Origin of the sequence: Streptomyces capitiformicae (genome assembly GCF_002214185.1) — a bacterium.
In the GTDB taxonomy this organism is placed as follows: Bacteria; Actinomycetota; Actinomycetes; order Streptomycetales; family Streptomycetaceae; genus Streptomyces; species Streptomyces capitiformicae.
This window is the reverse complement of sequence record NZ_CP022161.1, coordinates 749,196-774,341: the sequence shown is the minus strand read 5'-3', so window position 1 is coordinate 774,341 and position 25,146 is coordinate 749,196. Positions and strand designations below refer to the sequence as shown.

Annotated in this window: 21 protein-coding genes, 1 tRNA gene and 3 pseudogenes; 14 read left to right on the top strand and 11 right to left on the bottom strand. The window is 70.8% G+C overall.

What is annotated here, in order from left to right; genetic code table 11:
* The first annotated feature begins 38 nt into the window (after positions 1-38).
* The 12 genes and pseudogenes from CES90_RS03360 to CES90_RS52430 all read left to right on the top strand — a co-directional run.
* Complete coding sequence (locus tag CES90_RS03360; protein ID WP_189783114.1) at positions 39-803, top strand: SDR family oxidoreductase; 765 nt, start codon at positions 39-41, stop codon at positions 801-803.
* Positions 800-2,032 (top strand): MFS transporter, encoded by a 1,233-nt coding sequence (locus CES90_RS03355; RefSeq protein ID WP_229913815.1) that lies wholly within the window; start codon positions 800-802, stop codon positions 2,030-2,032. Before CES90_RS03360 ends, CES90_RS03355 begins: the two co-directional genes overlap by 4 nt.
* A complete protein-coding gene (locus CES90_RS03350; RefSeq protein WP_189783115.1) occupies positions 2,019-2,663 on the top strand; it encodes an antibiotic biosynthesis monooxygenase in 645 nt (214 codons plus the stop codon). The genes CES90_RS03355 and CES90_RS03350 overlap by 14 nt, the downstream gene beginning before the upstream one ends.
* A gap of 93 nt (positions 2,664-2,756) precedes the next feature.
* Positions 2,757-3,788, top strand: a complete 1,032-nt coding sequence (locus tag CES90_RS03345) for a methyltransferase (RefSeq protein WP_189783116.1) — start codon at positions 2,757-2,759, stop codon at positions 3,786-3,788.
* Positions 3,789-3,861: 73 nt separating this feature from the next.
* Positions 3,862-4,527: a hypothetical protein gene (locus CES90_RS03340; protein WP_189783117.1), complete on the top strand. Its 666-nt coding sequence runs from the start codon at positions 3,862-3,864 to the stop codon at positions 4,525-4,527.
* Positions 4,528-4,595: 68 nt separating this feature from the next.
* Positions 4,596-5,363 (top strand): SDR family oxidoreductase, encoded by a 768-nt coding sequence (locus tag CES90_RS03335; RefSeq protein WP_189783118.1) that lies wholly within the window; start codon positions 4,596-4,598, stop codon positions 5,361-5,363.
* 33 nt (positions 5,364-5,396) lie between these two features.
* Positions 5,397-6,119: an antibiotic biosynthesis monooxygenase gene (locus tag CES90_RS03330; RefSeq protein WP_189783119.1), complete on the top strand. Its 723-nt coding sequence runs from the start codon at positions 5,397-5,399 to the stop codon at positions 6,117-6,119.
* A gap of 121 nt (positions 6,120-6,240) precedes the next feature.
* Entirely contained in the window at positions 6,241-7,404 is a 1,164-nt protein-coding gene (gene metK, locus CES90_RS03325) for a methionine adenosyltransferase (protein WP_189783120.1), read from the top strand.
* A 1-nt stretch (position 7,405) separates the two neighbouring features.
* Positions 7,406-8,383 (top strand): carbohydrate kinase family protein, encoded by a 978-nt coding sequence (locus CES90_RS03320; protein WP_189783121.1) that lies wholly within the window; start codon positions 7,406-7,408, stop codon positions 8,381-8,383.
* A 38-nt stretch (positions 8,384-8,421) separates the two neighbouring features.
* Positions 8,422-9,351 carry an alpha/beta hydrolase gene (locus tag CES90_RS03315; protein WP_189783122.1) on the top strand — a complete coding sequence of 310 codons (930 nt, stop codon included), beginning with the start codon at positions 8,422-8,424 and terminating at the stop codon, positions 9,349-9,351.
* Between the two features lie 2 nt (positions 9,352-9,353).
* Entirely contained in the window at positions 9,354-10,646 is a 1,293-nt protein-coding gene (locus tag CES90_RS03310; protein WP_189783123.1) for an MFS transporter, read from the top strand.
* A 225-nt stretch (positions 10,647-10,871) separates the two neighbouring features.
* Positions 10,872-11,048: pseudogene (locus CES90_RS52430) on the top strand (IS701 family transposase); the annotation flags it as partial.
* Positions 11,049-11,985: 937 nt separating this feature from the next.
* Here CES90_RS52430 and CES90_RS03305 read toward each other — a convergent pair.
* Positions 11,986-13,023: a replication-relaxation family protein gene (locus CES90_RS03305; RefSeq protein ID WP_189783124.1), complete on the bottom strand. Its 1,038-nt coding sequence runs from the start codon at positions 13,021-13,023 to the stop codon at positions 11,986-11,988.
* Positions 13,024-13,483: 460 nt separating this feature from the next.
* Here CES90_RS03305 and CES90_RS03300 point away from each other — a divergent pair, with 460 nt between their 5' ends.
* Complete coding sequence (locus CES90_RS03300) at positions 13,484-14,314, top strand: SDR family oxidoreductase (protein ID WP_189783125.1); 831 nt, start codon at positions 13,484-13,486, stop codon at positions 14,312-14,314.
* A gap of 795 nt (positions 14,315-15,109) precedes the next feature.
* Here the strand turns inward: CES90_RS03300 and CES90_RS03290 are convergent.
* Positions 15,110-15,247: a hypothetical protein gene (locus CES90_RS03290; protein ID WP_189783127.1), complete on the bottom strand. Its 138-nt coding sequence runs from the start codon at positions 15,245-15,247 to the stop codon at positions 15,110-15,112.
* Positions 15,248-15,266: 19 nt separating this feature from the next.
* Positions 15,267-15,351 (bottom strand) — tRNA-Leu (locus CES90_RS03285).
* 183 nt (positions 15,352-15,534) lie between these two features.
* On the opposite strand from CES90_RS03285, the pseudogene CES90_RS03280 reads away from it, so the two are divergent.
* Positions 15,535-16,038: pseudogene (locus CES90_RS03280) on the top strand (MFS transporter); the annotation flags it as partial.
* 129 nt (positions 16,039-16,167) lie between these two features.
* Here CES90_RS03280 and CES90_RS03275 read toward each other — a convergent pair.
* The 8 genes and pseudogenes from CES90_RS03275 to CES90_RS03240 form a co-directional block, all read right to left on the bottom strand.
* Complete coding sequence (locus CES90_RS03275; RefSeq protein ID WP_189783128.1) at positions 16,168-17,202, bottom strand: sugar phosphate isomerase/epimerase family protein; 1,035 nt, start codon at positions 17,200-17,202, stop codon at positions 16,168-16,170.
* 77 nt (positions 17,203-17,279) lie between these two features.
* Positions 17,280-18,695 (bottom strand): nucleotide pyrophosphatase/phosphodiesterase family protein, encoded by a 1,416-nt coding sequence (locus CES90_RS03270; RefSeq protein WP_189783129.1) that lies wholly within the window; start codon positions 18,693-18,695, stop codon positions 17,280-17,282.
* Positions 18,692-19,861 carry a metabolite traffic protein EboE gene (gene eboE / locus CES90_RS03265; RefSeq protein ID WP_189783130.1) on the bottom strand — a complete coding sequence of 390 codons (1,170 nt, stop codon included), beginning with the start codon at positions 19,859-19,861 and terminating at the stop codon, positions 18,692-18,694. The genes CES90_RS03270 and eboE overlap by 4 nt, the downstream gene beginning before the upstream one ends.
* Before the next feature lie 3 nt (positions 19,862-19,864).
* Entirely contained in the window at positions 19,865-20,713 is an 849-nt protein-coding gene (locus tag CES90_RS03260) for a TatD family hydrolase (RefSeq protein WP_189783131.1), read from the bottom strand.
* Positions 20,713-21,396 (bottom strand): EboA domain-containing protein, encoded by a 684-nt coding sequence (locus CES90_RS03255; protein WP_189783197.1) that lies wholly within the window; start codon positions 21,394-21,396, stop codon positions 20,713-20,715. Before CES90_RS03255 ends, CES90_RS03260 begins: the two co-directional genes overlap by 1 nt.
* A gap of 84 nt (positions 21,397-21,480) precedes the next feature.
* A pseudogene (locus CES90_RS03250) lies at positions 21,481-22,359 on the bottom strand (sugar phosphate isomerase/epimerase family protein); the annotation flags it as partial.
* A 92-nt stretch (positions 22,360-22,451) separates the two neighbouring features.
* Complete coding sequence (locus CES90_RS03245; RefSeq protein WP_189783132.1) at positions 22,452-23,645, bottom strand: inositol-3-phosphate synthase; 1,194 nt, start codon at positions 23,643-23,645, stop codon at positions 22,452-22,454.
* Between the two features lie 105 nt (positions 23,646-23,750).
* Positions 23,751-25,121, bottom strand: coding sequence for a ThuA domain-containing protein (locus tag CES90_RS03240; RefSeq protein ID WP_373313333.1), 1,371 nt, complete (start codon positions 25,119-25,121; stop codon positions 23,751-23,753).
* Positions 25,122-25,146 lie beyond the last annotated feature (25 nt).

The following is a 25,146-nucleotide window of genomic DNA, read 5'->3' as shown; positions in this document are numbered from 1 at the left end:
CCGACTCCGCCGACCGCCCACGACCGAAGAAGGAAGCCATGCCCTCCGACACCGCCCCCGTCGCCGTCGTCACGGGAGCCAACAAGGGAATCGGCCGCGAGGTCGTCCGCCGACTCGCCGAACGCGGCTTCGTCGTCCACCTCGGCTCCCGCGACCAGCAGCGTGGCCGCGCGGCCGAGGGGGTCCTGCGTGCCGACGGCCTGGACGTACGGTTCCTCCACCTCGACGTCACCGACGAGACCTCGGTCGCGCTCGCCGCCAAGCGTGTCGCGGACGAGACCGGCCCGCTGCGCGTCCTGGTCAACAACGCCGGCATCGGCCTCGCCGAGCAGGCCCCCAGCCAGACCTCGGCCGAACAGGTGCGCCACGTCTACGACACCAACGTGTTCGGCGTCGTCACCGTCACCAACGCGTTCCTGCCGCTGCTGCGCCGCGCGGACTCCGCCCGGATCGTCAACGTCAGCAGCTCGCTCGGCTCCCTCGCGGCCGCAGCCGCCAACGAGGATCCCTCAGGCGTGTTCCCGCCCGGCCGGTTCCCGACCCTGCTCGCCTACGGCACCTCGAAGGCCGCGCTCAACGCCGTCACCCTCACCTACGCCAACGAACTGCGCGGGACCAACATCCTCGTCAACGCCGTCTCGCCCGGCTTCGTGGCCACCGACATCAACGGCCACAACGGCGTCCTCGACGTCGAGCAGGGCGCGCGCATCCCCGTGCTCCTGGCGACACTGGACGACGACGGCCCCACCGCCACCTTCCTCGGCGAGGACGGCACACCCGGCGGCCAGGTACTGCCGTGGTGAGCCACACCGCGCGCCCGGCCGCCAGCCCACCTGCGCGCCGGCACGGGCGGCAGGGACTCCTGCTGTTCGTGCTGAGCGGCAACATGCTCCTCGACGCCATCGAGGTGTCCGTCGTCCTGATGGCCCTGCCCACCGTCGGCAGCCGACTCGGGCTGTCCCCCTGGGGGGTCCAGTGGCTGATGAGCGGCTTCGCACTCGGCTTCGCCGCGATGCTGCTCGGCGGACCGCGCATCGCCGCCCGCGTCGGACGGCGCCCGGTCTACCTGGGCGCGATGCTGGTGTTCGGCCTTGCCTCGGTGGCCGGAGGGCTGGTCAGCGGCCCGGCCGCGCTCGTCGCCGTCCGCGTCGTCAAGGGATGCTGCGCCGCGCTCACCGCGCCGGCCGGCCTGGCCATCATCAACGACACCTTCCCGGAAGGCCCCGAGCGCCGCCGAGCGGTGTCGGTCTACTCGCTCTTCGGCGCCGCGGGCTTCACCGCGGGACTGCTGCTGGCCGGCCTGCTGGTCGAGTCGAGCTGGCGCTGGACGTTCCTGTTCCCGGCGCCGGTGGCGCTGCTGCTGCTGGTGTGCGGGCTGTACGTCCTGCCGTCCGGCCCCACCGACGGCCCGGCACCCCGCACCCCGCGCCTCGCCCTGCTGCGGGACCGTGCCCTGCTGCGCTCCGCGCTCGGCGCCGCCTCGCTCAACGGCACTTACCAGAGCCTGCTGGTCCTGATGACCTTCCAGGCTCAGCAGCGGCTCGGCTGGACGCCCTGGCAGACCGCGCTCGCCCTGCTGCCCGCCTGTGTGCCGCTGGCGCTGACCGTGCCGTTCGCCGGCCGGCTCGTGGCACGGTACGGAACCGGACGACTGATCATTCTCGGAGCCCTGTTCCCGTTCCTGGGCTACGTGTTCTATCTCGCGAAGCCCGAGGGCAGCCCGTACGCGCTCGGCATGCTGCCTGCCCTGCTGCTGGTCGAGGCCGGCTTCTGCTGTGCGTTCATGGCTCTCAACATCCAGGCCACCGCGTCCGTCCGCGCGACCGACCGGGGGACCGCGGTCTCCCTCTACCAGACGGGCGTCCAGCTGGGCGCGGGCGTCCTGCTGCCGCTGGTCGCCCTGCCGCTCACGTACGCGGACGGCTACCGCCCCGCGCTGCTGATCGTGACCGCGGCCGGAGCGCTCGGGCTGGCGGTCGCGGTCACCGGGCGCGGCACACGTCCCGGAAGGACAGGCGATGCACGGCACTGAACAACACGTGAACACGGACGGGTTCCACCGCACCGGTGTGGCCGCCGCGTTCGTCACCATGCGATACGTACCCGACGCGGAGGCGGGCCGCACGTTCCTCGACGAGGTGCTCGTCCAGTGGGCGGCCGTGCCCAGGCCCGCGGGAGTTGTGTCGCTCGGCGCCTACCTGGACACCGAGGGGCAGACCGTCCTCACCTGCGTACAGGTCTCGGCCCCGGACGCCTACGCGAGGTTCGCCGGCGCGCTGACGGGGCCGGCCGCCGCCGAGGTGGTCGCCTACCGGCCGTACCGCAGTGTCGTGTTCGACCCGGCTCCTGTGGAGCCCGGCTGCGTGGTCGTCGCCACGTTCGACGTGGACGGGCCCGGCCGGCAGCGGCTCATCGCCGATTCGCTCTGCGACGCGCTGGAGTCGCAACCGCCCGGCGCGCACCCCGGCATGCTCTCCGCCAACTTCCATACGACGGCCGACGGCACCCGGGTACTGAACTTCGCCGAGTGGACCACCGACGAGGCGCACATCGCCTTCCTCGAGGGCGCAGGTCGGGTCGGCACGTACCGCATCAGCACGCGGATCCCAGGGGTGAGACCGATCGGCTTCAAACGTTTCCACCGGCACGTCAGAAGCACGTGACACCCTGCGTGCCGTCCCCGCACTCCATCCCCTGTCGCATCTCCGCGTCACACCACGCGTCCCGAAACCCCCGTCAAAGGAGGCTTTCCCACAATGACTGCTGAGTCGCCCGAGTCGTCCGTGAACCCCGGGCCGATCATGGGCATCATGGCCGGTTACTGGCAGACGAGGATCCTGCTGGCCGCCGTCGAGTCCGACGTCTTCACCGGGCTCTCGGACAAGCCCGCCACCTCTGCGGAGCTGGCCGACCGCCTCGGCCTGACCCCGCTCGGAACGCAGTACCTCCTCGCCGGGCTCACCCACCTCGGGTTGCTGGAGGTGTCCGACGGCACATATTCCAACTCACCCGTCGCCGAACGCTTCCTCATACGCGGGCGCACCGAATACCTGGGCGGCTACCTCCAGTTCTGCGACCGTGAGCTGAACCCCGCGTGGGACGGCCTGGCGTCCACGCTGCGCACCGGCACACCGCACAACCGCGCCGCCGTCGTGGGCAACCCGTACGACACGCTCTACCAGGACGCGGAGGCCACCGACGGCTTCCTCGACAGCATGGATCTGCTCAACACGCCCGTCTCCCTGGCCATGAGCCGGCTCGACTGGAGCAGCTACACCTCCTTCGTCGACATCGGCGGCGCGCGCGGCAACTTCGCCCACCACGTGGTCTCGCGGAACCCGCACCTGACGGGCGCGGTCTTCGACCTGCCGCAGCTGGAGCCGGCCTTCAGCCGGCACATGGACCAGCTCGGCGGCTCCGCCTCGGCGATCACCTTCCACGGCGGCGACTTCTTCAAGGACCCGCTCCCGGAGGCCGATGTCCTGGTCTTCGGCCACGTCCTGCACAACTGGAACACCGAGGACCGCGTCCGGCTGCTCAAGAGCGCCTACGAGGCGGTCAAACCCGGCGGAGCGGTGTTCGTCTACGACCCGATGGCCGGTGGGGACAAGCCGCCGATGCACGCGGTGCTGGCCAGCCTGGCCATGCTCGTCTGGTCCCGCGGCGGTCACGAGTACACCGTGCCGGAGCTGCACGGCTGGCTGACGGAGGCGGGCTTCAGCCCCGAGACCGCGGAGGTCCCCGGCCTCCATGACGACGTCCTGGTCATCGGCCGCAAGGACCGCTGAAGCCCGTGACGTCGACGTCCGGGACGTCACTGTTCCGGGACGTCGGCGTCCGTCCACCCCGAAGGAGTCGAAGATGCCCCTCGTGTCCGACGTCCGGCCGGTCATCGACCGCCAGAACGTCTCCATCGTCGTCGTCGAGGAAGTCGTCACCGGCGACGCACGGCGGCAGCGCTCCGCCGCGGCCGCCGTGGTGGCGCACTGGGAGTCGGCCCCCTGGCCGGCCGGCCTGGTGTCCCAGATCCTGTTCACCAGCACCGACGGCGACTTGCTGCTGACGTACGCCCAGTGGTCCTCGGCCGAGGCGCTCGACGAGGCGGGAAGCGCGCCGCGCCCCGACTGGCGGGCGCTCGGCGTCGAGCCCGGAGCGCCCACAGCGTACGAGCTCTACCGCGTCGTACGGCCCACCGCGCTGCCGGATCCGCCGCCACTGCCCCAGTGCTACCCCGCCGCGGTCTTCGCGATGGACAGCCACGACGCTGCCCGCAAGTGGATCGACGGTCTCCTCGACAACGAGGAGCAGAACGAGGGCCAGGACCGCGCATACCCGGGCGCGCTCGCCGCGAACTTCCACATCGCGGCCGACGGCACCGGAATCTTCCTGCTCTCCGAGTGGGTGTCCGAGGCGGAGGCGGTCGCGCACATCGAGGAAGTGATCGTGCCGCTGCTGGAGTACATGGGCCAGGGCGAGGCGGGCGCCGGGGCCCGTTACAGCCTCCACACGTCCGTCCACGCGTCCTGAGAAGCCGAAGCTCGCGTATGCACGACCACGGTTCGCCGACTGCGCGAGCGACAACGGGGGATCACCACATGAGCAGGCTGCCGACCAGGACTGCGCTGGTCACCGGCGCCGGCCGGGGGATCGGCCGCGGCATCGCGCTGCGGCTCGCCCGGGACGGCGCACTCGTCGCCGTCAACTACGCGAACGACGAAACCGCGGCGCGGAAGACGGTGGCACTGATCGGGGAAGCAGGCGGGCGGGCCTTCCCCGTGCGGGCCCGGCTGGGCGCACCTGGCTCGGTGGAGCACCTGGTGACGGCGGTCGAACAGGGGCTGCTGGAGCGCACGGGTGCCACGACGCTCGACATCCTGGTGAACAACGCGGCAGCCACGGGCTTCACGGGCGCCATGCCGGACGCGGTCACCGAGGAGACCCTCGACCACTGCTACACCCTCAACGCCAAGGCGCCGTTCTTCCTGATCCAGCGGGCCCTGGAGCTCATCCCGGACGGCGGCCGGATCGTCAACATCTCCTCCGGCATCACGCACTCCGCCGTCCCGGAGCAGATCGCGTACGCGATGGGCAAGGGCGCCCTGGAGCAGATCACCTTGCACATGGCTCCGGTCCTCGCGTCCCGTGGGATCACCATCAACACGGTCGCCCCGGGCATCACCGACAACGGTGACCCGGTGTTCGAGAACCCGGAGGCACTGAAGCGCATGTCGGCGCTGTCGGTGTTCAACCGCGTCGGCACGGCCTCTGAGATCGCCGATGTCGTCGCCTTCGTCGCCTCCGGCGATTCCCGTTGGATCACCGGCGCCTTCATCGACGCGACCGGCGGAACACTGCTCCGCTGACCGGGCGGGGACGAGGAAGGAAGACATCAACGCATGCACGACAAGACGCTGTCCGCGGTCGGCTTCGCCCGCGCCAGGCGCGGCCGGGCCGCCGAGTTGGGCGACATCCTGGTGGCAATCGCCGAGCGCTCGCGCACCGAAGTGGGGTGCCTGGAGTCCCTCGTCCACCGGGACCTGGCGGATCCCGACCTGTTCGTCTGCTACGAAAGGTGGGCATCCGAGGAGGCCGTGGCGGGGCATCTGGCCCAGCCGTATCTGAAGGAGTTCCTGGACCGGCTGATGGACTGTCTGGAACAGGACCTCGACGTGCACCGGTTGCGTCTCGCGGGACCGGCCCCCGCACCCGACGCGTCCGATGTACGGGACGTACGCGACGGGCCGACCGACCCCGACGACCTCGACGACCCCGCGGAGACGAACGCCCGCTACGTGGCCGCGTACAACGCGCGCGACATCGACGCGGTCATGGCGGTCTACGCGCCGGGCGCGTCCGCGGTCCGGGAACCCGGCAGGGCGGTGACCGGCGCCGCGCACCGGCAGGCCGTCCTGGAGTTCTTCAGAAACGAACCGAGGCTGTCGGCCGAGGTGCGGGAACGGTACGTCGTCGGCGACATCGCTTCGCTCGTCGTCGACTGGAGCATCGAGGTGCCCGGCGCTCCGGAGATGTCCGGTTCCGGCCGTGGCCTCGACGTTCTGCGGAGAAACGAGCGGGGCCAGTGGCGCTACGTCGTCACCAACCCGTTCGGGACCGTATGACGCGAGCCGGAGACAGCCGCGAGCGGCCGGCCCACCTCCGTACGTCCAGCGCGACACCCGCGCACGTCCCGTACGAGGTCCCACCCCTGACCACTCACCACCCATGACGTGAGGAAGTCCCGTGTCCCTGCGCCTTTTCACCTCGGAGTCTGTGACCGAGGGTCACCCCGACAAGATCGCCGACCAGATCAGCGACACCGTCCTCGACGCCCTCCTCCGCGCGGACCCGGCCTCACGGGTCGCCGTCGAGACCCTGATCACCACCGGGCAGGTCCACATCGCCGGTGAGGTGACGACGAAGGCCTACGCTCCGATCGCCCAGTTGGTCCGCGACAAGATCCTCGAGATCGGTTACGACTCCTCCAGCAAGGGTTTCGACGGCGCCTCCTGCGGCGTGTCGGTGTCGATCGGCGCACAGTCGCCGGACATCGCACAGGGTGTCGACACGGGCGGCGCGGGCGACCAGGGCCTGATGTTCGGCTACGCGATCGACGAGACACCGGAGCTGATGCCGCTCCCGATCCACCTCGCCCACCGCCTGTCGCGCCGCCTGTCCGAGGTCCGCAGGAACGGCACGATCCCCTACCTGCGTCCGGACGGAAAGACCCAGGTCACCATCGAGTACGACGGCGACAAGGCGGTCCGCCTGGACACGGTCGTCGTCTCCTCCCAGCACGCCAGCGACATCGACCTGGAGTCCCTCCTGGCTCCCGACATCCGCGAGTTCGTGGTGGAGCCGGAGCTCAAGGCCCTCCTGGACGACGGCATCAAGCTGGACACCGAGGGCTACTGCCTCCTGGTGAACCCGACCGGCCGCTTCGAGATCGGCGGCCCGATGGGCGACGCCGGCCTCACCGGCCGCAAGATCATCATCGACACGTATGGCGGCATGGCCCGCCACGGCGGCGGCGCCTTCTCCGGCAAGGACCCGTCCAAGGTGGACCGCTCGGCGGCGTACGCGATGCGCTGGGTCGCCAAGAACGTCGTCGCCGCAGGCCTCGCCACCCGCTGCGAGGCCCAGGTGGCGTACGCCATCGGCAAGGCCGAGCCCGTCGGCCTCTTCGTCGAGACCTTCGGCACCGCCAAGGTCGACACCGACCGGATCGAGAAGGCCATCGACGAGGTCTTCGACCTCCGTCCGGCCGCCATCATCCGCGACCTCGACCTGCTGCGCCCGATCTACGCCCGGACCGCCGCCTACGGCCACTTCGGCCGCGAGCTGCCCGACTTCACGTGGGAGCGGACGGACCGGGTCGACGCGCTGCGGAACGCGGTCGGGGCCTGAGATGCGCATCGCTGTCACCGGTTCCATCGCCACCGACCATCTGATGGCCTATCCCGGGCGATTCGCCGACCAGCTGATCGCCGACCGGCTCGACCGGGTTTCGCTCTCCTTCCTCGCGGACGACCTGGAGGTGCGCTACGGAGGCGTGGCGGCGAACATCGCCCTGGGGCTCTCCCGCGTCGGCCTCAGCCCCGTACTCGTCGGAGCGGTCGGCAAAGACTTCGCCGAGTACGGTGCCTGGCTGCGCGACAACGGCGTCGACACCGGTTCGGTGTACGTGAGCGAGGCGATGCACACGGCCCGCTTCGTGTGCACCACCGACCTCGATCTCAACCAGATCGCCACCTTCTACGCCGGGGCGATGGCCGAGGCCGGACGGATCACGCTGGCCTCCGTGCGGGAGCGGACCGGGGAGCTGGGGCTGGCCGTGGTCGCCCCCAACGACCCGCAGGCCATGCTGAGCCTCACCGCGGAGTGCCGGCGCCTGGGCATCCCGTTCGCCGCCGACCCGTCCCAGCAGCTGGCCCGGCTGGACGGCCCGCAGACTCGCCATCTGGTGGAGGGCTCCCGCTTCCTGTTCACCAACGAGTACGAGGCGGCGCTGCTCCAGGAACGCACCGGTTGGACGCGGGAACAGGTCCTGGACCGGACCGGCGCCTGGATCGTCACCCGTGGCGCCGCGGGTGCGGACATCGGCCGGACGGGAGAGCCTTGGCTGCACGTCGACGCGGTACCTACGGACGTCGTGGCCGATCCCACCGGGGTGGGCGACGCCTTCCGTGCCGGGTTCCTGGCGGCCGTCGTCTGGGGCCTGCCGTACCTGGAGGCCGGCCGCCTGGGCAGCGCGCTGGCCGCCGTGGTGCTCCAGGCCGTCGGCACCCAGACGTACAAATTGACCTCGGCCGACCTCCTGCTGAGCCTCGAGCGGGTCTACGGCGCGGACGCGGCCCTGGCGTTCACAGCGCACCTGGCCCGCTGACGCCGGCCGCCGAAGCCACCACCGGGAGGAGAACGACCATGACCCCACCGGCCCACGCATCCTCGCGCGGGGTGCGCCGGATCACCCTGGACGCCGCGGGGGTGCCGCTGTCCGCGCTGCTCAGCGAGCCGGCCGGCGGCTCCGCGCGGGCCGTCGTGGTCGCCGTGCACGGCGGCGGCATGAACGCGGGCTACTTCGACTGCCGGGCCCATCCCCGGCAGTCGCTGCTGACGCTGGGCGCGGGCCTTGGCTACACCGTCCTGGCCGTGGACCGGCCGGGCTACCGCCACTCCGCCTCCCGGCTGCCCCAGGGGCAGGACCTGCCGGGGCAGGCCGTCTCGCTGCGTGCGGCGCTGCGCGACTTCACCTCCCGCCACGCCACGGGTGCGGGCCTCTTCCTGCTCGCCCACTCCTACGGCGGCAAGGTGGCGCTCACCGCTGCCGCGGACCCCGGCCTGCCGCACCTCCTCGGGCTGGACATCTCCGGCTGCGGCCACATGTACGCCGTCGAGCCGCACGAACTGCCCACCGCCCAGGACGACGGTGGCCGACTGCGCAGGAGCTGGGGGCCGCTGCGTCTCTATCCGCCGGACACCTTCCGAGCGAGCGGCTCGATCGTCGAGCCCGTGCCCGCCCTGGAGCGGGCCGAACTTGCCCGCTGGCCACTGGTCTTCCGCGCCACGGCGCCCCGCGTCCGCGTACCCGTACGGCTGACCTTCGCCGAGCACGAGGCGTGGTGGCGCCACGACGACGCGGCCCTCACCGATCTGGCCGCGCACTTCACGTCCGCTCCGCGCGTGAGCGTCGACCGCCAGCCGGAGGCCGGGCACAACATCAGCCTCGGCTGGGCTGCCCGCTCCTACCATCTGCGCGTCCTCGCGTTCCTCGAAGACTGCCTGGCCTCCCGCGAAACGACCCTCACCCCGCACGCTGCCGTCCGTCCCCTCCCGTCCGCGACGGTCTCCTGACCATGCTCGGCGTACTCGGGACAGCCTTCCGCTCGCTGTCCGTCCGCAACTTCCGGCTCTTCGCGTTCGGCCAGGTGCTCTCGGTGTCCGGAACGTGGATGATGGTCGTCGCCCAGGACTGGCTCGTGCTCTCCCTCACCGGGGACTCCGGCACGGCGCTGGGAGCGGTCACCGCCGTGCAGTTCGCTCCGATGCTGCTGCTCACGCTCTACGGCGGCCGGATCGCCGACCGGTACGACAAGCGCCGGTCGCTGATGGCGTGCAACCTCGTCTCCGGCGTCTGCGCGCTCGGGCTCGCCGTGCTGGACCTCGGCGGGGCGGTACGGCTGTGGCACGTGTTCCTTTTCGCCCTCTGCCTGGGCACCGTCAACGCCGTCGAGGTCCCTACCCGTATGTCGTTCGTGAGCGAGTTGGTCGGCGCCGACCTGCTGCCCAACGCGTCGGCACTGAGCGCCGCCTACTTCAACGTCGCCCGCGTCCTCGGCCCGGCCCTCGCCGGTCTGCTCATCGCAGGCTTCGGCACCGGCGCCGTCATGGCGCTGAACGCCGGGAGCTATCTGGCCGTCGTGGTCGGCCTGCGGATGATGCGCCCCGGCGAACTGCGGCGCGTCACGCGGGACGGCCGGGCCCGGGCCACGGACGGGCTGCGTCACCTCGCATCGCGCCCGGACCTCGTCGTGCCCTTGGCGATGGTGTTGTTCATCGGCCTGTTCGGCCTGAACTTCCAGCTCACGCTGCCGCTGCTGGCCAAGACGGTCTTCCATGCGGACGCCACGTCGTTCGGTCTGCTCACCACCGCGTTCGCGGCCGGCTCCCTCCTCGCCGCCCTGGCCGGCACGGCCCGCCGGGGGCGCCCGTCCGGTCGTACGGTGACCGGGGCCGCGCTCGCGTTCGGTGCGCTCGAGACGGCGGCGGGCTGGGCTCCGACCTACGCGGCCGCGATCGTTCTGCTGGCGGGGACGGGGTTCGCGTCGATCTATTTCGCACAGGCTGCCAACCACCGGATCCAGCTGGGCAGCGACCCGCAGTACCGGGGCCGGGTGCTCGCCGTGTACACCCTGATCCTGCAGGGGTCCACACCCCTGGGCGCCCTCCTGATCGGCTGGTTGACCGTACATCTGGGGGCCCGGAGCGGCCTGTACGTGGGCGGTCTGGTCTCGGTGGTCGCTACACTCGGCGTCCTGCTCGTCGACCGAATCCGCACCCACCTGCGCACGGCACAGCCGGCACCGCGACACGGGAACGACACTCCTGACGGAAGGGACACGAGCCGCTCCCTGCACGTCCCGGAGTGATCGCCACACCGGTCACGGTCACTTCGGTCCGCGCTGCAGAGCTGGTCGCCATGTGGCCGTGGGCCGGGGGTGGGGCCGCACTCAACAGAAGCCGCACCGGCGCGTGCGCGCAATCCATTGCGGAGCCTTTGGTCGACGCCGCCCTAGCGGTGGTTTGTTGACGGCGGGTGTGTGCGGGAGTAGGCCGTGAGGTGAGGGCGTCACCTACGGTCTGGGGAGCCTGAGATGACGAAGCGGCTGCCGTGTCCGCCCGCGCACGGTCCGCTGGAAGCGTACGCCGCCCGGTTCGATGATCTCTTCGGGACGCCGGCGCGGCGGCGTGGGTTTCGCGAGTATCTGGCCGGGCTGCTGCTGCCCCGCGATCGCAACAAGACGCTGACCTGCCTGGCCGGCGCCGAACCGGCGGAACGCCTCGCTCGGCGCGCACGTCCTGGCGGGCATGGCCGATCAGGCCACCCTCCCCGGCAACCCGGCCGAGGGACGGCGGCTCGCACAGGCCGGCCGGGCTGGGAAAGCTCACCTCTCCCGCGTGCCTTGCCGACCTGTGGACCCTGGAAGCCCGTGCGCCGGCGAAGCTCGATGACAAGAGTCAGGCGGCGCAGGCCGTCGTCCAGTCGGAGGCGGCGTACAGCCGGGTGAGGCAGGAAAAGGAGTAGGAGTGGGCGGCGTTCATCGATCCGGCCTATCTGCACGGCGAGCACGCCAACACCTTCCGGGACCTGGGAGACGCCGACACCGCCGAGCAGCACGCGCGCCTGTCCATCGACCACGCGCGGCAGCAACGCCGGGCCCGCCGCGGTGCGATGTCGCAGGCCGCACTCGCCGTCTCGCATCTCCAGCGCCGAGACCTCGAAGCGGCACACGCCGCAGGACTGCGGACCTTGAAGTTGTCGCAGCGAGTGAAGAGTTCACGCTACATCGAGGCTGTGCAGGATTTGCAGCGCCGCATGGAACCGTTCGGCGCACACCGGCTTGTCGCCGACTTCAATGAGCAGGCACGAGAGTTGGTCGCTGCGGCGTAGAGGAGCGTGCAATCGAACAAGTACGCTCCTTTGCGCAGGACTTGGCTGTAACCGGAGCGGCGCTGACCAATCTGTCTCCCTGTCCCCTAGCCTGTCTGTCTGCCATCCGGGCCCCCCGCCAGATGGGTAGCGGCGGCGCTGCCATCGGTGCAGGCCAGAGCGGTTTGTGGGTTTCCAGCGATGTCTGCGACTCAGTGGCCGGTAGGCGACTGAAACAGACAGGGGCGAGGACCGGGATCTGACGCGTGCACGTGGTCAGAGCGACGCGGAGGAACTCGGCCGCTTGACCTTTGGCTGTCTTCGTCTGACGCTCATGTTCATTCCGTTGTTGCGTCAGGTGGTCGTGGAGGCATCGGGTCTGGAGGTGGCAGACGTCCGCCGGAGGGAGCCGGACGCTTCGTCCCGACGGTCGGCGATTCGGGTAGCGGCAATACGCGGTCCCAGATGCGGTGCAGCTCTGCGAGCCGCAGTCGCCCGGGACCATTGCGCCTGCGGAGAGGCAGCCATCGAGCCACCGCCGGGTCGGTCCGGTCCGCGCAGGCCATGAGGTCGGCGCTGGTGGTGGCCAAGGGCACCAGCGAAGGATCCGCCAGTGATCCCACCGCGTCGGCCAGCGCGCGACGGACGCTGGCTTCCCGTCGAGCTGAGGGCAGCCACACCAGAACGGGAGTGATGATTCCGGTGGTCGTGGCGAGTTGGGCGTAGCCGGTGATTCTGGCTGCCAGTCGGCTTGCGGGGCGTTCGGTTCCGCGGTCGAACTCCAGGAACCACTCCAGTTCTCTGTGGTCCTCAAGCCAGCGCCCGTAGGCGTCCGGGCGGATGATGTCGCCGAAGTGCTGCGCGCAGCGAGTTTCGGACCACCAGGCGGTCAGATGGCCGGGTGCGTGCGGTCGGCGGCCGAGGGCCACCAGCGCGGTGAAGAAGGTGTTGACGCCGATGGTGTGGGCCAGGCGGAGTGAGTGGGCGATGCCGATGGCGCGGTCGTGGCGGTAGTTCAGGTCGCGGACGTCGAGACCGTGCTCGTGGGCGACGGTGGCGGCGCCGACGATGTCGAGGACATAGTGCATGGGGGCACTGCCGGAGGTGACGAAGGGCCGGAAACGGTCGACGACGCGCCACTTGTACAGCTGCAGCAGCCGCAGGTTGGCCGCACGCTTGGAGGACCACGCCAGTGCAGCGATCTGGTGCGTGGTCAGGACGTGGTGTTCGTAGAGCATCCGGGCCAGCCATCGGTCGCGCGGGGTGAGGTGTGAGGCGAGCCGAGCCAGGTGGTCGCCGGTGGCGGCGGTTCGGGGTGTGGGACGGTGTGGCCTGGGGCCGCGCAGGGCTTGCTGTGGTGGGAGGTCGGGGGCCATGGGGTTCCTCCTCGGTAGTGGTTGGCGCTCCGGGCTGAGGCCGCCTGATCCGGTGAAGGCCCAGGCTCCGCCCTCATCCTCAAAAGGCCGGAAAACGCGCCGTTTTCGGCCACGGGCGATCACAACGTTTTGCTTTCGATGTCCGCGATCCCGGTGGTCATGTCGTCTGGTCGCCGGTCGTGGACAGCCCCGTCCCCGGCAACCGGACTGCCTGACAACGGGATGCGTCGGAGTCCGGGAGCTGACCGGCCAGCGGACTCGGGGATGCGTGAGTGGGGTCGGTGGTCTGAAGCGGGACTGGCACGACCGACTGCCGTGGCCGTGGACGGAGTCCGCGATCGGCTCTGATCCGAGAGGCCGTCAGAGACAGAGCCAAGGGCACCCGCAGAGCCGCCACAGCCCGGTCACGCCGGGGCAAACGCCGTCGGGGCGGAGCGGGGATCCACTACCGTGCCGCGTCATGACGGTCCTGATCATCGGCGGCAGCGGATTCCTGGGCACCGAGTTGGTCCGCCAGGCGACAGCAGCGGGATACACGACGGCCGCGACCTTCGCGACCAGGCCCGGCACTATCCCGGAGGCCACGTGGTTCGCCCTCGACCTGCGGGACGCCGAGCGCCTCGAAGCGGTCGTGGCCGAGGTGGCACCGCGCCTCGTCGTCAACGCGACGAGCGGCAAGTCCAACTGGGCGGTCACAGCCGAGGGCCCCGTCCGGCTGGCGATGGCCGCGGCGAAGTACGGCTGCCGCCTGGTCCATGTGTCGAGCGACGCAGTGTTCTCCGGCGCTCGCGTCCGTTACGACGAGACCTGCCTGCCCGCCCCTGTCACCCCCTACGGTGCGGCAAAAGCCGCGGCAGAGACCGGTATCCGCCTCTTGTACCCGGACGCTGTCATCGCCCGCACCTCACTGATCATCGGCGACCGACAGTCCGTGCATGTACGGGCAGTGCACGACCTCGCGGCCGGCGCCCGGGACGGGGTCCTGTTCACCGACGACATCCGCTGCCCGGTGCACGTCGCCGACCTGGCCGCCGGGCTGTTGGAACTCGGAGCAGCCTCCGAGGCGCACGGCGTGCACCATCTCGCGGGAGCCGACGCCGTGAGCCGTAACGAACTCGGTGTCCTCATCGCCCAACGTGACGCGCTCGACGCCTCCCGGCTGCCCGCGGGCCTCCGGATCGACACTGCGCTTCCCGGGGCGCTCGACGTCCGCCTCGACAGCCGCGCTACTCAGCGCGAACTGCACACCACGTTGCGCGGCGCCCGCCAGTTCCTCGCCATGGGGGCGTGAACACCTTGCCGACACGGCTGCTGGGCATGCCAAAGCAGCGCCTGTAGGGCCTGTGGCCTGGCTTTTTAGCTGTGATCTAGTAAATCTTCAGTAGCCGGGCTTCCCCACGGCTCAGCCGAGCCAGGGCTGCACCACTAGACACCGCGCCCGGATGCGCCGCTCCCGCCAGCGCGAAGCAGACAGCCGGACGCCTGGATCTGGTCCACCGACGAGGCCCACGAGCCGCTGATCGACACCGAGACCTTCGAGCACGCCCAAGCCCTGCTGGAAGCCAAGGGCGCCAGTCACGCGACCCGCGAGCGGCAACGCACCAGCCACCCGTACGTCGTGCGCGGCCTGCTGCACTGCGGGATCTGCGGACGACGCATGCAGGGTCAGCGCAGCCGCGACGTCCTGTACTACCGCTGCCGCTTCCCCAACGAATACGCGCTCGCCAACAAGGTCTCCCACCCGCGCAACGTCTACCTCGCCGAACGAGACCTGATCCCTCCGCTGGACACTTGGCTTGCGCGAGCCTTCTCCCCGCACCGCCTCCACGACACGATCACCCGCATGCACGCGGCCCAGCCAGACCCCGCCCCCGCGCCGGAGGCCGAGGACGCCATGCGCGTGATCACCGAATGCGACGCCAAGATCGCCCGCTACCGCGAAGCCCTGGAGGCGGGCACCGACCCGAAACTCATCGCCCAGTGGACCGCCGAGACCCAAGCCGACCGCGCCCAGGCCCTCGCCTGGACCCGCACGCCAACCGGCAAGCACCACCTCAGCAAGGAGGACATCCACGCGATGATCACATCACTCGGCAGCATCCGCGACGTTCTCGCCGACGCCGAACCACAGGACAAGGCCGACGTCTACCAGAACCTTGGGCTCCGGCTCACCTACGACCCCGGAAAGCAGCTCGTGCGGGCCGAGACTCAGCTCGACCCGCACAAGTTGGGGATACGGTCTGTGTCCGAGGGGGGACTTGAACCCCCACGCCCGATAAAGGGCACTAGCACCTCAAGCTAGCGCGTCTGCCATTCCGCCACCCGGACCAGGTGTCTGCCGCCTTGCCGGAGGTGTTCCCCGCGGCGACATGGACAACAATACCAAGATTTCGGAGTGCCCTTCACCTGCATATCCGGGCCCCGGGCGGGGCCGTGCGAGCCCGGACGAGCGGGCGCGCACGACCTCACCGGGAGTGATACGGCGGTTACGATCCGGCCGGGTCAGGTGGGAAGAACCCACCGGCGGTGAAGCAGTACACGCCGGGCGAGGCCTGGCGGACCGGCCCGGTCGCCCTGATGTGGTTCTGCCTGCTGTGCACCTCGGGCGTGAACAACTTCGGCATCGCCTTCCAGGTGCCGTTAGGCAACGAGGTCGGCTTCGCGGGCGGGATCGTGGCCACCGCCATGTCCCTCAAAGCGATCGTGAACGGCACGGGGCGCGGCGTCATCGGCCGGCTCTTCGACCGTTACGGCCGCAAGCAGTGTCTGATCTTCGTGTGCATTGTGCTGGGTCTGTCGCAGTACGGGATCCTCTGGTCCGGCAACATCAACAACCTCCCGCTGTTCCTGGTGTTCTCCAGCATCTCCGGGTTCGGCGGCGGAGCGATCTTCCCCATGTTCGCGGCGATGACCGCGGACTACTTCGGCGAGAACAACAACGCCTCCAACTACGGCCTCGTCTACAGCTCCAAGCTGGTGTCGGGCCTGCCGGGGTCGGGTATGGGCGCCGTGGTCGCGCATCGCTCCCCATCCGAGTCCGCTCGGTGACGAAGTGGCCTGACGCTTCGGCGTACGGCAGCAGGCGGCCGCCCCGGGTCTCGCACCACGGGGCGGCCGCCTGCTGCCGTTGCCGTACGCCTTCGGTCAGCACTTCTCCCGCAGGGAGTGCAGGTGCTCGCTGGAGCGGCGGGCGAAGGTGAAGGACTCGGTGGGGTTGTCGTGTTCGGCCTGCCAGTGGTGGGCGAGGCGGTGCCCCTTCAGCCGGGTGACGGCCGAGATGAACTTCTGGTAGTCGATGTCGCCGTCGCCGACGTCCACCATGCGGTAGCCGAACGGGTTCGACGGGTCGCTCTCGCCGTCCTTGACGTGGAAGAGCGGGTAGCGGTTCGGGCGCCTGAGGACGTAGTCGAGGGGCTCGAAGGGTGCGGGCGTGCCGTCGGGGCGCTTGGAGAAGCGGAACTGGGCCACGTACGCCCAGAAGATGTCCATCTCCAGGTAGACGAGGCCGGGGTCGGTCTCGCGGAGCAGGACGTCGTAGAGGCGGACCTGCGGCTGGTCCGTGGCGAAGGAGAACTCCTCGGAGTGGTTGTGCTGGTAGAACTTCATGCCGCGTGCCTTGGCCGCCGCGCCGTAGGTGTTGAACTCCTCCGCGGCCCGCTTCATCGCGTCGACGGTGGTGCCGTAGCGGAAGGGGCCGGAGGCCGTGCCGATGTGCTTGAGGCCGAGAGCCTGGGCGTCGTCGAGGACCTTGGTGAGGTTCTGGGCGAAGGTGTACGCGTTCGGGTCGTTGGAGTAGTAGCCGACGTGGCTGCCGATCGGGGTCAGGCCGTGGTTGCGGGCCAGGCGCTTGAGCTGGGCGAGGGTGATGGGGCCGGCGGAGCCCTGGGTGTAGCCGGCGAACTCGACCTCGTCGTAGCCGTACTTCTCCAACTCGGCGAAGACGGGCGCGAAGCCGAGGGTGGAGACCTTGTCGCGCAGGCTGTAGAGCTGGATGCCGAGTCGGCCGGGCGGGAGGACGGGGCGGCCTCTGCCCGTCGCCGCCGTGGCGGGAGCCGCCGTGGCGGGGGCTGCGGTGGTGCCCAGCAGTGCGGCAGCCGTGGCGCCGGCGGCCACGCCGAGCATGCCTCGTCTGGTGAGGCGGTGGGTGAGTTCGGGGTCGGGCTGGTGGGTGCGGCTCATGCCTGGAACTCCTCTGGGTGGGCGGGCGTTGTCAGTGGTGAGTGCTTCACTTGTGACCAGTGAGGACTTCTGGCGAGTCAGGAGAGACCGGCCAGTTGGAGCAGGAGTGCTTTCACATCGGTGGCCGCGACACGGTCGCCGACAGCGCGGGGGGAGGAGCAGATGATGAGCGGACCGTCGTCGTCGCTCATGGGCAGGCGGCCGTGGCTGCCTCGAATAGGTGAAGGGTCCAGGGGCACGACCGCCATGCGATAGCGCAGGCCGAGTCTCTTTCGGGCCAGTGCGGTGGCCGCCTTGAGTTTCACGTACGGGTCGAGCGGGTCCATGAACAGCTCGACCGGGTCGTAGCCGGGTTTGCGGTGGATCTCGACGAGTCGCGCGAAGTCGGGCGCGCGGGCGTCGTCGAGCCAGTAGTAGTACGTGAACCAGGCGTCCGGCTCCGCGACGGCGACGAGTTCGCCGGAGCGCGGATGGTCGAGGTGGTGGGCCTTCTTCCCCTCGTCGTCGAGGAGTCGGTCGATGCCGGGAAGGTCCGCGAGGGCCGCCCTGGTCGCTTCCAGGTCCTCGGGGCGGCGTACGTAGACATGGGCGATCTGGTGGTCGGCGACCGCGAAGGCCCTTGAGGCCGTCGGGTCGAGGTACTCCATGCCGTCCTGTGTGTGCACATCGAGAAGGCCGGCGCGGCGCAGGGCGCGGTTGATGTCGACGGGCCGGTTCACACGAGTGATGCCGTACTCGGAGAGCGCCACCACGGTGCGGCCCTCCGCCCGCGCGTCGTCGAGGAGGGGTGCCATGGCCTTGTCGAGGTCGGCGGCCGCCTTCAACGAGCGCTGGTCATCGGGGCCGTAACGCTGCAGGTCGTAGTCGAGGTGAGGGAGGTAGCAGAGGGTCAGGTCCGGGTGACGGGTGCGGATGATGTGGCGGGTCGCGTCGATGATCCAGCGGCTGGAGACGAGGTCGGCGCCCGGGCCCCAGAAGCGGAAGAGGGGGAACGTGCCGAGTTTCTCGGTGAGTTCGTCGTGCAGGGCCGGGGGCCGGGTGTAGCAGTCGGGTTCCTTGCGGCCGTCGGAGTAGTAGATCGGACGGGGGGTGACAGTGATGTCGGTGTCGGCGCCCATGGCGTACCACCAGCAGATATTGGCGACCGTGTAGCCGGGGCGCACACGGCGGGCGGCGTCCCACAGTTTGTCTCCGGCGACGAGACCGTTGTGCTGGCGCCACAGCAGCACGTCGCCGAGTTCACGGAAGTACCAGCCGTTGCCGACGATGCCGTGCTCGGCGGGGAGCGTGCCGGTCAGGAAGGTCGACTGGGCGGCGCAGGTGACGGCGGGCAGGACGGTGCCGAGCGGGGCGTGGGAGCCGGACTGGCCCAGGGCCTTGAGGTGGGGCATGTGGTCGAGGAGACGGGGGGTGAGGCCTACGACGTCCAGGACGAGGAGAGGGGTGGGCGCCGCGTCGGAGTGAGGGTCGGCGGAGGCTCCTCGTCGGCTCATGGCAGCTCCTTGAGGCCGAGGTCCGTCAACAGGTCGCGGGCGAGGGCGAGTTCGGCGGCGATGCCGTCGGCGAGTTGGGTGCGACCGCGGGGGCGGAGTTCGGGTGGGAGGGCCTGCCAGGTGTAGGTCTCGACCTCCAGATGGCGGGTGAGCGGGTGGGCGCCGCCGACCAGCTGGGCCAGGGCGGCCTTGAGTTCGGGGAGTGTGGAGGTCAGGGGCGCGGCGGGGGCCGCGTGGAGGGGGACGTGGAAGTGGGCGCGCCAGGGAGACGAGTCGGGCAGGGCATCGCCCGCGAGGGCCTCGCCGAGGTCGTCCGCGCCACGCAGGCCGGCGGCGGTGGAGGTGCGGGTCTGGTGCAGGAAGCGGGGCTCGTCGAAGGCGGCGAGGGCTTCGCGGACGTCGGGGAGATGGGGGTGGTCGGCGTGCAGGGCGGCTGACAGCTGGGATTTGACGATGGGGACGTCGGCTCGGATGAGCGCGTCCAGGGCGGTGTGCGGGTCTTCGAAGGAGGTAGCGAGGTGGCAGGTGTCGACGCAGATACCGATGCGGTCGTGGCCGATGTCGGTGAGCGGGCCGATGGCGTCGGCGGTGGTCTCGACGGTGCAGCCGGGTTCGGGTTCCAGGCCGACGCGGATGGAGCGGCCGGTCAGTTCCGCCACGGCGTCGAGGCGTTCGGCGAGGGTGAGCAGAGCCGTGCGGGCCCGGGCGGCGGCGGTGTCGTCGTAGGCGGTGCGCCAGGCGAGGGGCAGGGTGGAGATGGTGCCCTCGGTGACGTCGTCGGGGAGGAGGCCGGCCAGGACGCGGGCGAGGGAGGTGGTGTGGTCGAGGCGTGCGGGGTCGGCCCAGTCGGGCTTGTAGACCCGGTACTTGACCACCTCGGCTCCGAAGCCGTCGTACGGGAAGCCGTTGAGGGTGACGACTTCGAGGCCGCGCCGGTCGAGTTCGGCGCGCAGGCCGCGCAGGGCGGACGGGTCGGTCACCAGCGCGTGGGCGGCGTCCTTGGCGAGCCACAGGCCGATGCCGAGGCGGTCGCGGCCGAGGCGTCGCCGTACGGGTTCGCAGTGGTCTCGGAGCTGGGCGAGGACGCCGTCGAGGGTCTCGGCCGGGTGCACGTTGGTGCAGTAGGCGAGGTGGACGGTGGAGCCGTCGGGGTGGCGGAAGCGCATGGGTCACTCCCCGCCGCGCAGGATGCTGTTGCCCTCGTGGGTGGCGTCGGTCGCGGCGACGTCGAGGGAGAGGCGACCGCTGAGCCCGTAGAAGGCGACCGGGTTGCGCCAGAGCACCAGGTCCACGTCGTCCTCGCCGAAACCGGCGGCGAGCAGGGCGTCGCCGACCCTTCGGGTCTTGAGGGGGTCGCTTCTGCCCCAGTCGGCGGCGGAGTTGACCAGCACCTTCTCCGGGCCGAACGTCTTGATGACGGCGACCATGCGTTCCTCGTCCATCTTGGTGTCCGGATAGACGGAGAAGCCGAGCCAACTGCCGCTGTCCTTGGCCTCCTTGACGGTCGTCTCGTTGAGGTGGTCGAGGAGCACCCGCTCGACCGGGAGGGCCGAGGCCCGCACGGCGTCGAGGGTGCGGCGCAGGCCGGCCAGTTTGTCGCGGTGCGGGGTGTGCACCAGGGCGGGCAGGCCGTGATCGGCGGCCAGCTGCAGCTGGTGTTCGAGGGCGAGGTCCTCGGCCGGGGTCATGGAGTCGTAGCCGATCTCGCCCACGGCCACGACCTGGTCCTTGAGCAGGTAGCGGGGCAGGTGGTCCAGCACAGGGGTGCAGTGGGGGTCGTTCGCCTCTTTGGGGTTGAGGGCGAGGGCGCAGTGGTGGGCGATGCCGTACTGGGCGGCGCGGAAGGGCTCCCAGCCCAGCAGGGAGTCGAAGTAGTCGATGAACGAGGCGGGAGAGGTACGGGGCTGGCCCAGCCAGAAGGCCGGCTCGACGACCGCGCGGACACCCGCCTCGTGCATCGCCTCGTAGTCGTCGGTGGTGCGTGACGTCATGTGGATGTGGGGGTCGAAGATGCGCATCAGGTCTCCTTGCCGTCAAGGCCGGTCTCGTCGGCCGGTGGGGGCGCGGTCAGGGCCAGGACGCGGTACAGGTCCTCGGGTACGGGACGGCCCGCGGCGGTGCGTTCGTCGGCGTAGTCGCCGAGCATGCGGGCCAGTTCGGTGTCACCGTGGGCGCGACGGGCCAGGTCGGCGATCTCGTCGACGGGCACACCGGTGAAGAGGCACTTGAGGACGGCGTGCCGCCAGGGGTGCGGGGCCAGGTGACGGGCGGCGTACGGGCCGAGGGCGGCGGCGACGAGACGGGTGTCGTTGGTGCGCAGGGCGTCGTCGACGAGGTGCAGGGCGTCGGGGCCGGGTACGAGGTGGGGCAGGGCGTGCAGGACGGCTCTGCGTTCGTCGGCGGTGCCCTGGCGGTAGACCCGGGTGAGCGCGTCGGTGCCGGCGCGGGCCGCGTGCAGGATCAGGACGCGGACGGCGTCGGCGTAGTCGGTACCGCAGCGTCGGCCCGCCTCGGCGAGGCGCAGCTCCCAGACGGAGATGGGCCCGTGGGTGCCCGGATGCTCGGCGGCCTCGTCGAGGGCCTGGGCCAGCCAGGCGCGGGGGGTGTCCGCGAGGTGGGCGTTCAGGTGGCCGCGCAGGGCGGAGGGGGTGACCAGGGCCGGGTGGGTTGTCGGAGGGGCCGGCGTACGGGGGATGATCACGAGGCGCTCCCGTTCGGGGACGGCGGCGAGAGGGCGTGTGCCGTTCGGAGTTGCGCTGGTCCGGTCGGCGGTGCGACCGGTTGTGCGGTCGGACCGGGGAAGGGACGGGCGGCTGGTTGTGCGGTGGAGGAAGGAGAGGGACTGTTCGGCGAAGTGAGGGCCGGCGTGGGAGTGGCGGGGTAGTTCGACGACGGTCAGGGCCTGGTAGCTGACGTCGGCGAGGGCTTCCAGGACGGGCGGGAAGTCGATCTCCCCGTCGCCCAGGGGCAGGTGTTCGTGGACTCCGCGGCGCATGTCCTCGATCTGGACGTGCCGCAGCCAAGGGGCGGCGGCGCGGACGCAGTCGGCCGGAGGGAGGGGTTCGAGGCACTGGCAGTGGCCGATGTCGAGGGTCAGTCCCAGTGCGGCAGGGCTGTCGAGGGCGGCCCGGAGGCGGTGGAAGTCGGCGAGTGTGGCGAGGAGGTGACCGGGTTCGGGTTCGACGGCCAGGGGGATGTCGGCGGCGGTGGCGGCGTCCAGGACGGGGGTGAGTGCGTCGGGGAGGCGTTTCCAGGCGGTGTCCTCGTCCGTGCCGGGCGGGGTGACCCCGCTGAAGCAGTGCACGGCGTGGGCTCCCAGGTCGGCGGCGACCTGTACCGCGCGGATGAGCAGGTCGGCCCGGCGTGCGCGGTCGTCCGGGGCGGGGTCCAGCAGGGTGGGGCCGTGTTTGCGGCGGGGGTCGAGTACGTAGCGGGCGCCGGTTTCCACGGTGACGGTCAGGCCGAGGGCGTCGAGCCGCCGGGCGAGCCGCCGGGTGCGGGCGGCCAGGTCGGCGGCGAGCGGGTCGAGGTGCATGTGGTCGAGGGTCAGACCCACGCCGTCGTAGCCGAGGTCGGCGAGGAGGGCGAGGGCGTCGTCGAGGCGGAGGTCGGCGAGGCCGTTGGTGCCGTAGCCGAAGGAAAGGCGAGTGGGAGGGGAGGTGATGGCGGACGAAGGCGATGGGAACGGCTGAGATGACCGTGGTGAGAGATGTGGAGGCACGTCGGGGTTCGTCGAAAGGGGCTGCTGTGGATTCACTAGAGGTTCGCCTCGCCGGCGTGCTCCGGTACCGGCTCCCCGCTCCGCCGGCCTCGTGCCCTCCCGCGCAGCCGCTCCGCGAATGCCGTCAACGCCGCGTACTGCTCCCCCAGGGCCGAAGGGCCCTCGCCCAACGGGTCCTTGAAGTAGAAGCCGAGCTCGGTCAGGGGGCCGGTGAGGCCCGCTTCGTGGGCGCGGGTGAGGAGGCGGGCCAGGTCGAGAATCAAGGGGGCGGCGAGAGTGGAGTCGCAGCCCTGCCAGGTGGTCTGGAGGGTCATGCGGGTGCCGAGGAAGCCGTCGAAGGCGATGTGGTCCCAGGCGGTCTTCCAGTCGCCGAGGGCGGGGACGTCGTCGATGTGGGTCTGACCCTCGGGGGTCGTGCCCAGGGTGTCGGTCACGGCGCGTTCCTTGCCGGCGTTCTTGGCGGCGGCGGCGGCCGGGTCGGCGAGGGCGGCGCCGTCACCGCCGCCCAGGAGGTTCGTGCCGGACCAGGCCCGGACGGTCAGCGCCCGCTGGGCGAACATCGGGCCCAGGACCGACCGGAGGAGGGTCTGGCCGGTCTTGCCGTCGCGGCCCGCGTAGGGGACGCCTACCGACCCCGCCAAGGACACCAGCGAGGGGTGGTGCAGGCCCGTCGAGGGGGTGAAGTTCACGTAGGGGCAGCCGGCGCGCAGGGCCGCCGCCGCGTACAGGGAGCTGGGTGGCAGGTCGGAGCCGGTCGGCGCGGGTTCCGTCGAGGCCACGTGGACGACGACGGCCCGGGCCAGTCCCCGGCGTCCTACGAAGTCCTGGATGTCGGCGGTGAAGGTGGAGATCAGCTCGTCGGGGTCCCTGGTGTCGCCCGGGAGGGGGCCGCCGGGCCTGATCTCCCGGTCCGCGGCGGCGAGTTCGGAGGTGATCGCCGTGGGGAGGCCATGTGGGAGGACCCCGCCGGCCGCCAGGGCTTCCGCACGTTTGGGGAGCGGGCAGTCGACCGTGTCATGGCCGCCGAAGACGAGGGAGGAGAGCGGAGGGAGGCCCGAGTCGGCGAAGAGAGAGGTCTCGGTGACCATGCCCGTCGGGGCGTGCAGGCCCGCTGTGACGGCCGCACGGCCGGCGACGACGGTCGTGGCGACGGAGCCGCGTGCTCCGACCAGCCATACGCCCACCCGGGGCTCGGCTCCTTCGGGCCGCGAGGAACGGGACACGGACATGGCTGGCCTCCTTGTCGTACGTACGCGGACACCGACGGAAGAAACGGCGGAAGCGGGGAGGGGAAGGTGGCGGGCGGGGGTCCGGCGTCCCCCGCCCGCCACCGCTCAGTCGCCCGGGGGCGAGACCGCGGACCGGGCGGCTCGCTCGGGCAGTTCCTTGATCCGGATGTCACGGAAGGACACCTGGTCGTCGGCACCGTGGTTCTGGATGCCGATGTGTCCGTCGCTGAGGCTCCGGGCCGGGTCGGTGTTGGTGAAATCGTTGATCTTCACGCCGTTGAGCCAGACGCGGAGGCGTTCGCCCTCCACGCGGATCTCGTACGTGTTCCACTCCCCCGGCGGGTTCAGCGCGCGGTCGCGCTTCCTGATGTCGGCGGACCGGAAGCCGTAGACGGACCCGGTGGTCTTCTCGGGTACGTCGGTGGCGTCGATCTGGATCTCGTAGCCGTTGTTCACGGCCGACCATGGGTCGTCCGAGGGCGGGAAGCCCACGAACACACCGGAGTTGTCGTCACCCGAGGCGCCGGCCATCTTCCAGTCGAGCTTCAGGGAGTACGAGCCGAAGCCCGAGGCGGCGTACCAGAGCATGCCCATGCCGCCGCTCGACGTCAGCGTGCCGTCGCCGTTCAGGGTGAACGAGCCTGGCCCGGCCTGCCGCCAGCCCTCCAGGGAACCGCCGTCGAAGAGCGGCTGGTAGCCGTTCTCCGGTCGGCAGTCAGCCTGGGCCGCACCGATCGCCCATCGGATACCGCCCAGCAGGTGCTGCCGGAAGGCGGGTTCGGCGAACGATTCCTTGGTGTGGCCGCCTCCGGTGTAGAAGGCGCGGCCGCCCTGGTAGTTCTGGCACCAGGCGATCGGGTGGTCGCCGTTCATGGTGCCGCCGCTGTACGACGACTCGTCGAGCGAGGCGAGGACATGGGCCCGGTCGCGGGGATTGGAACGGTAGTTGTACCACTCGTCCGTACGGTTCCAGGTCGCGCCCAGGCCCGAGGTCGCCGGGTGGGCGTGGTCCTCGACGTCGACCGTCGCGGGCTGGATCGCGGGGTGCGACTGGAAGTACGCGCCCGCGAGTCCGCCGTAGAAGGCCCAGTCGTACTCGGTGTCGGCGGCCGCGTGGATGCCCACGTACGCCCCGCCGCGCTTGATGTACCGCTCGAACGCGCCCTGTTGGGCCTCGTTCAGGACGTCACCCGTCGTCGACAGGAACACCACGGCGTTGTAGCGCCCGAGGTTCCGGGCGGTGAAGGCTGCGGCATCCTCCGTGGCGTCGACCGAGAAGCCGTGCGCGGCGCCCAGCTCCCGTACGGCCGCGATCCCCTCGGGGATCGAGTCGTGCCGGAAGCCCGCGGTCTTGGAGAACACCAGCACCCGGGGCTCGGCAGAGTGGCCCGTACGGGATCGGCCCGTCTCATCGGACACGGCCGGCCCCGACACGCAGCCGATCAGCAGCGCCGCGCCACCCACAGCGGTCCACATGCGTGCGTTCCTTCGCATGGCAGCC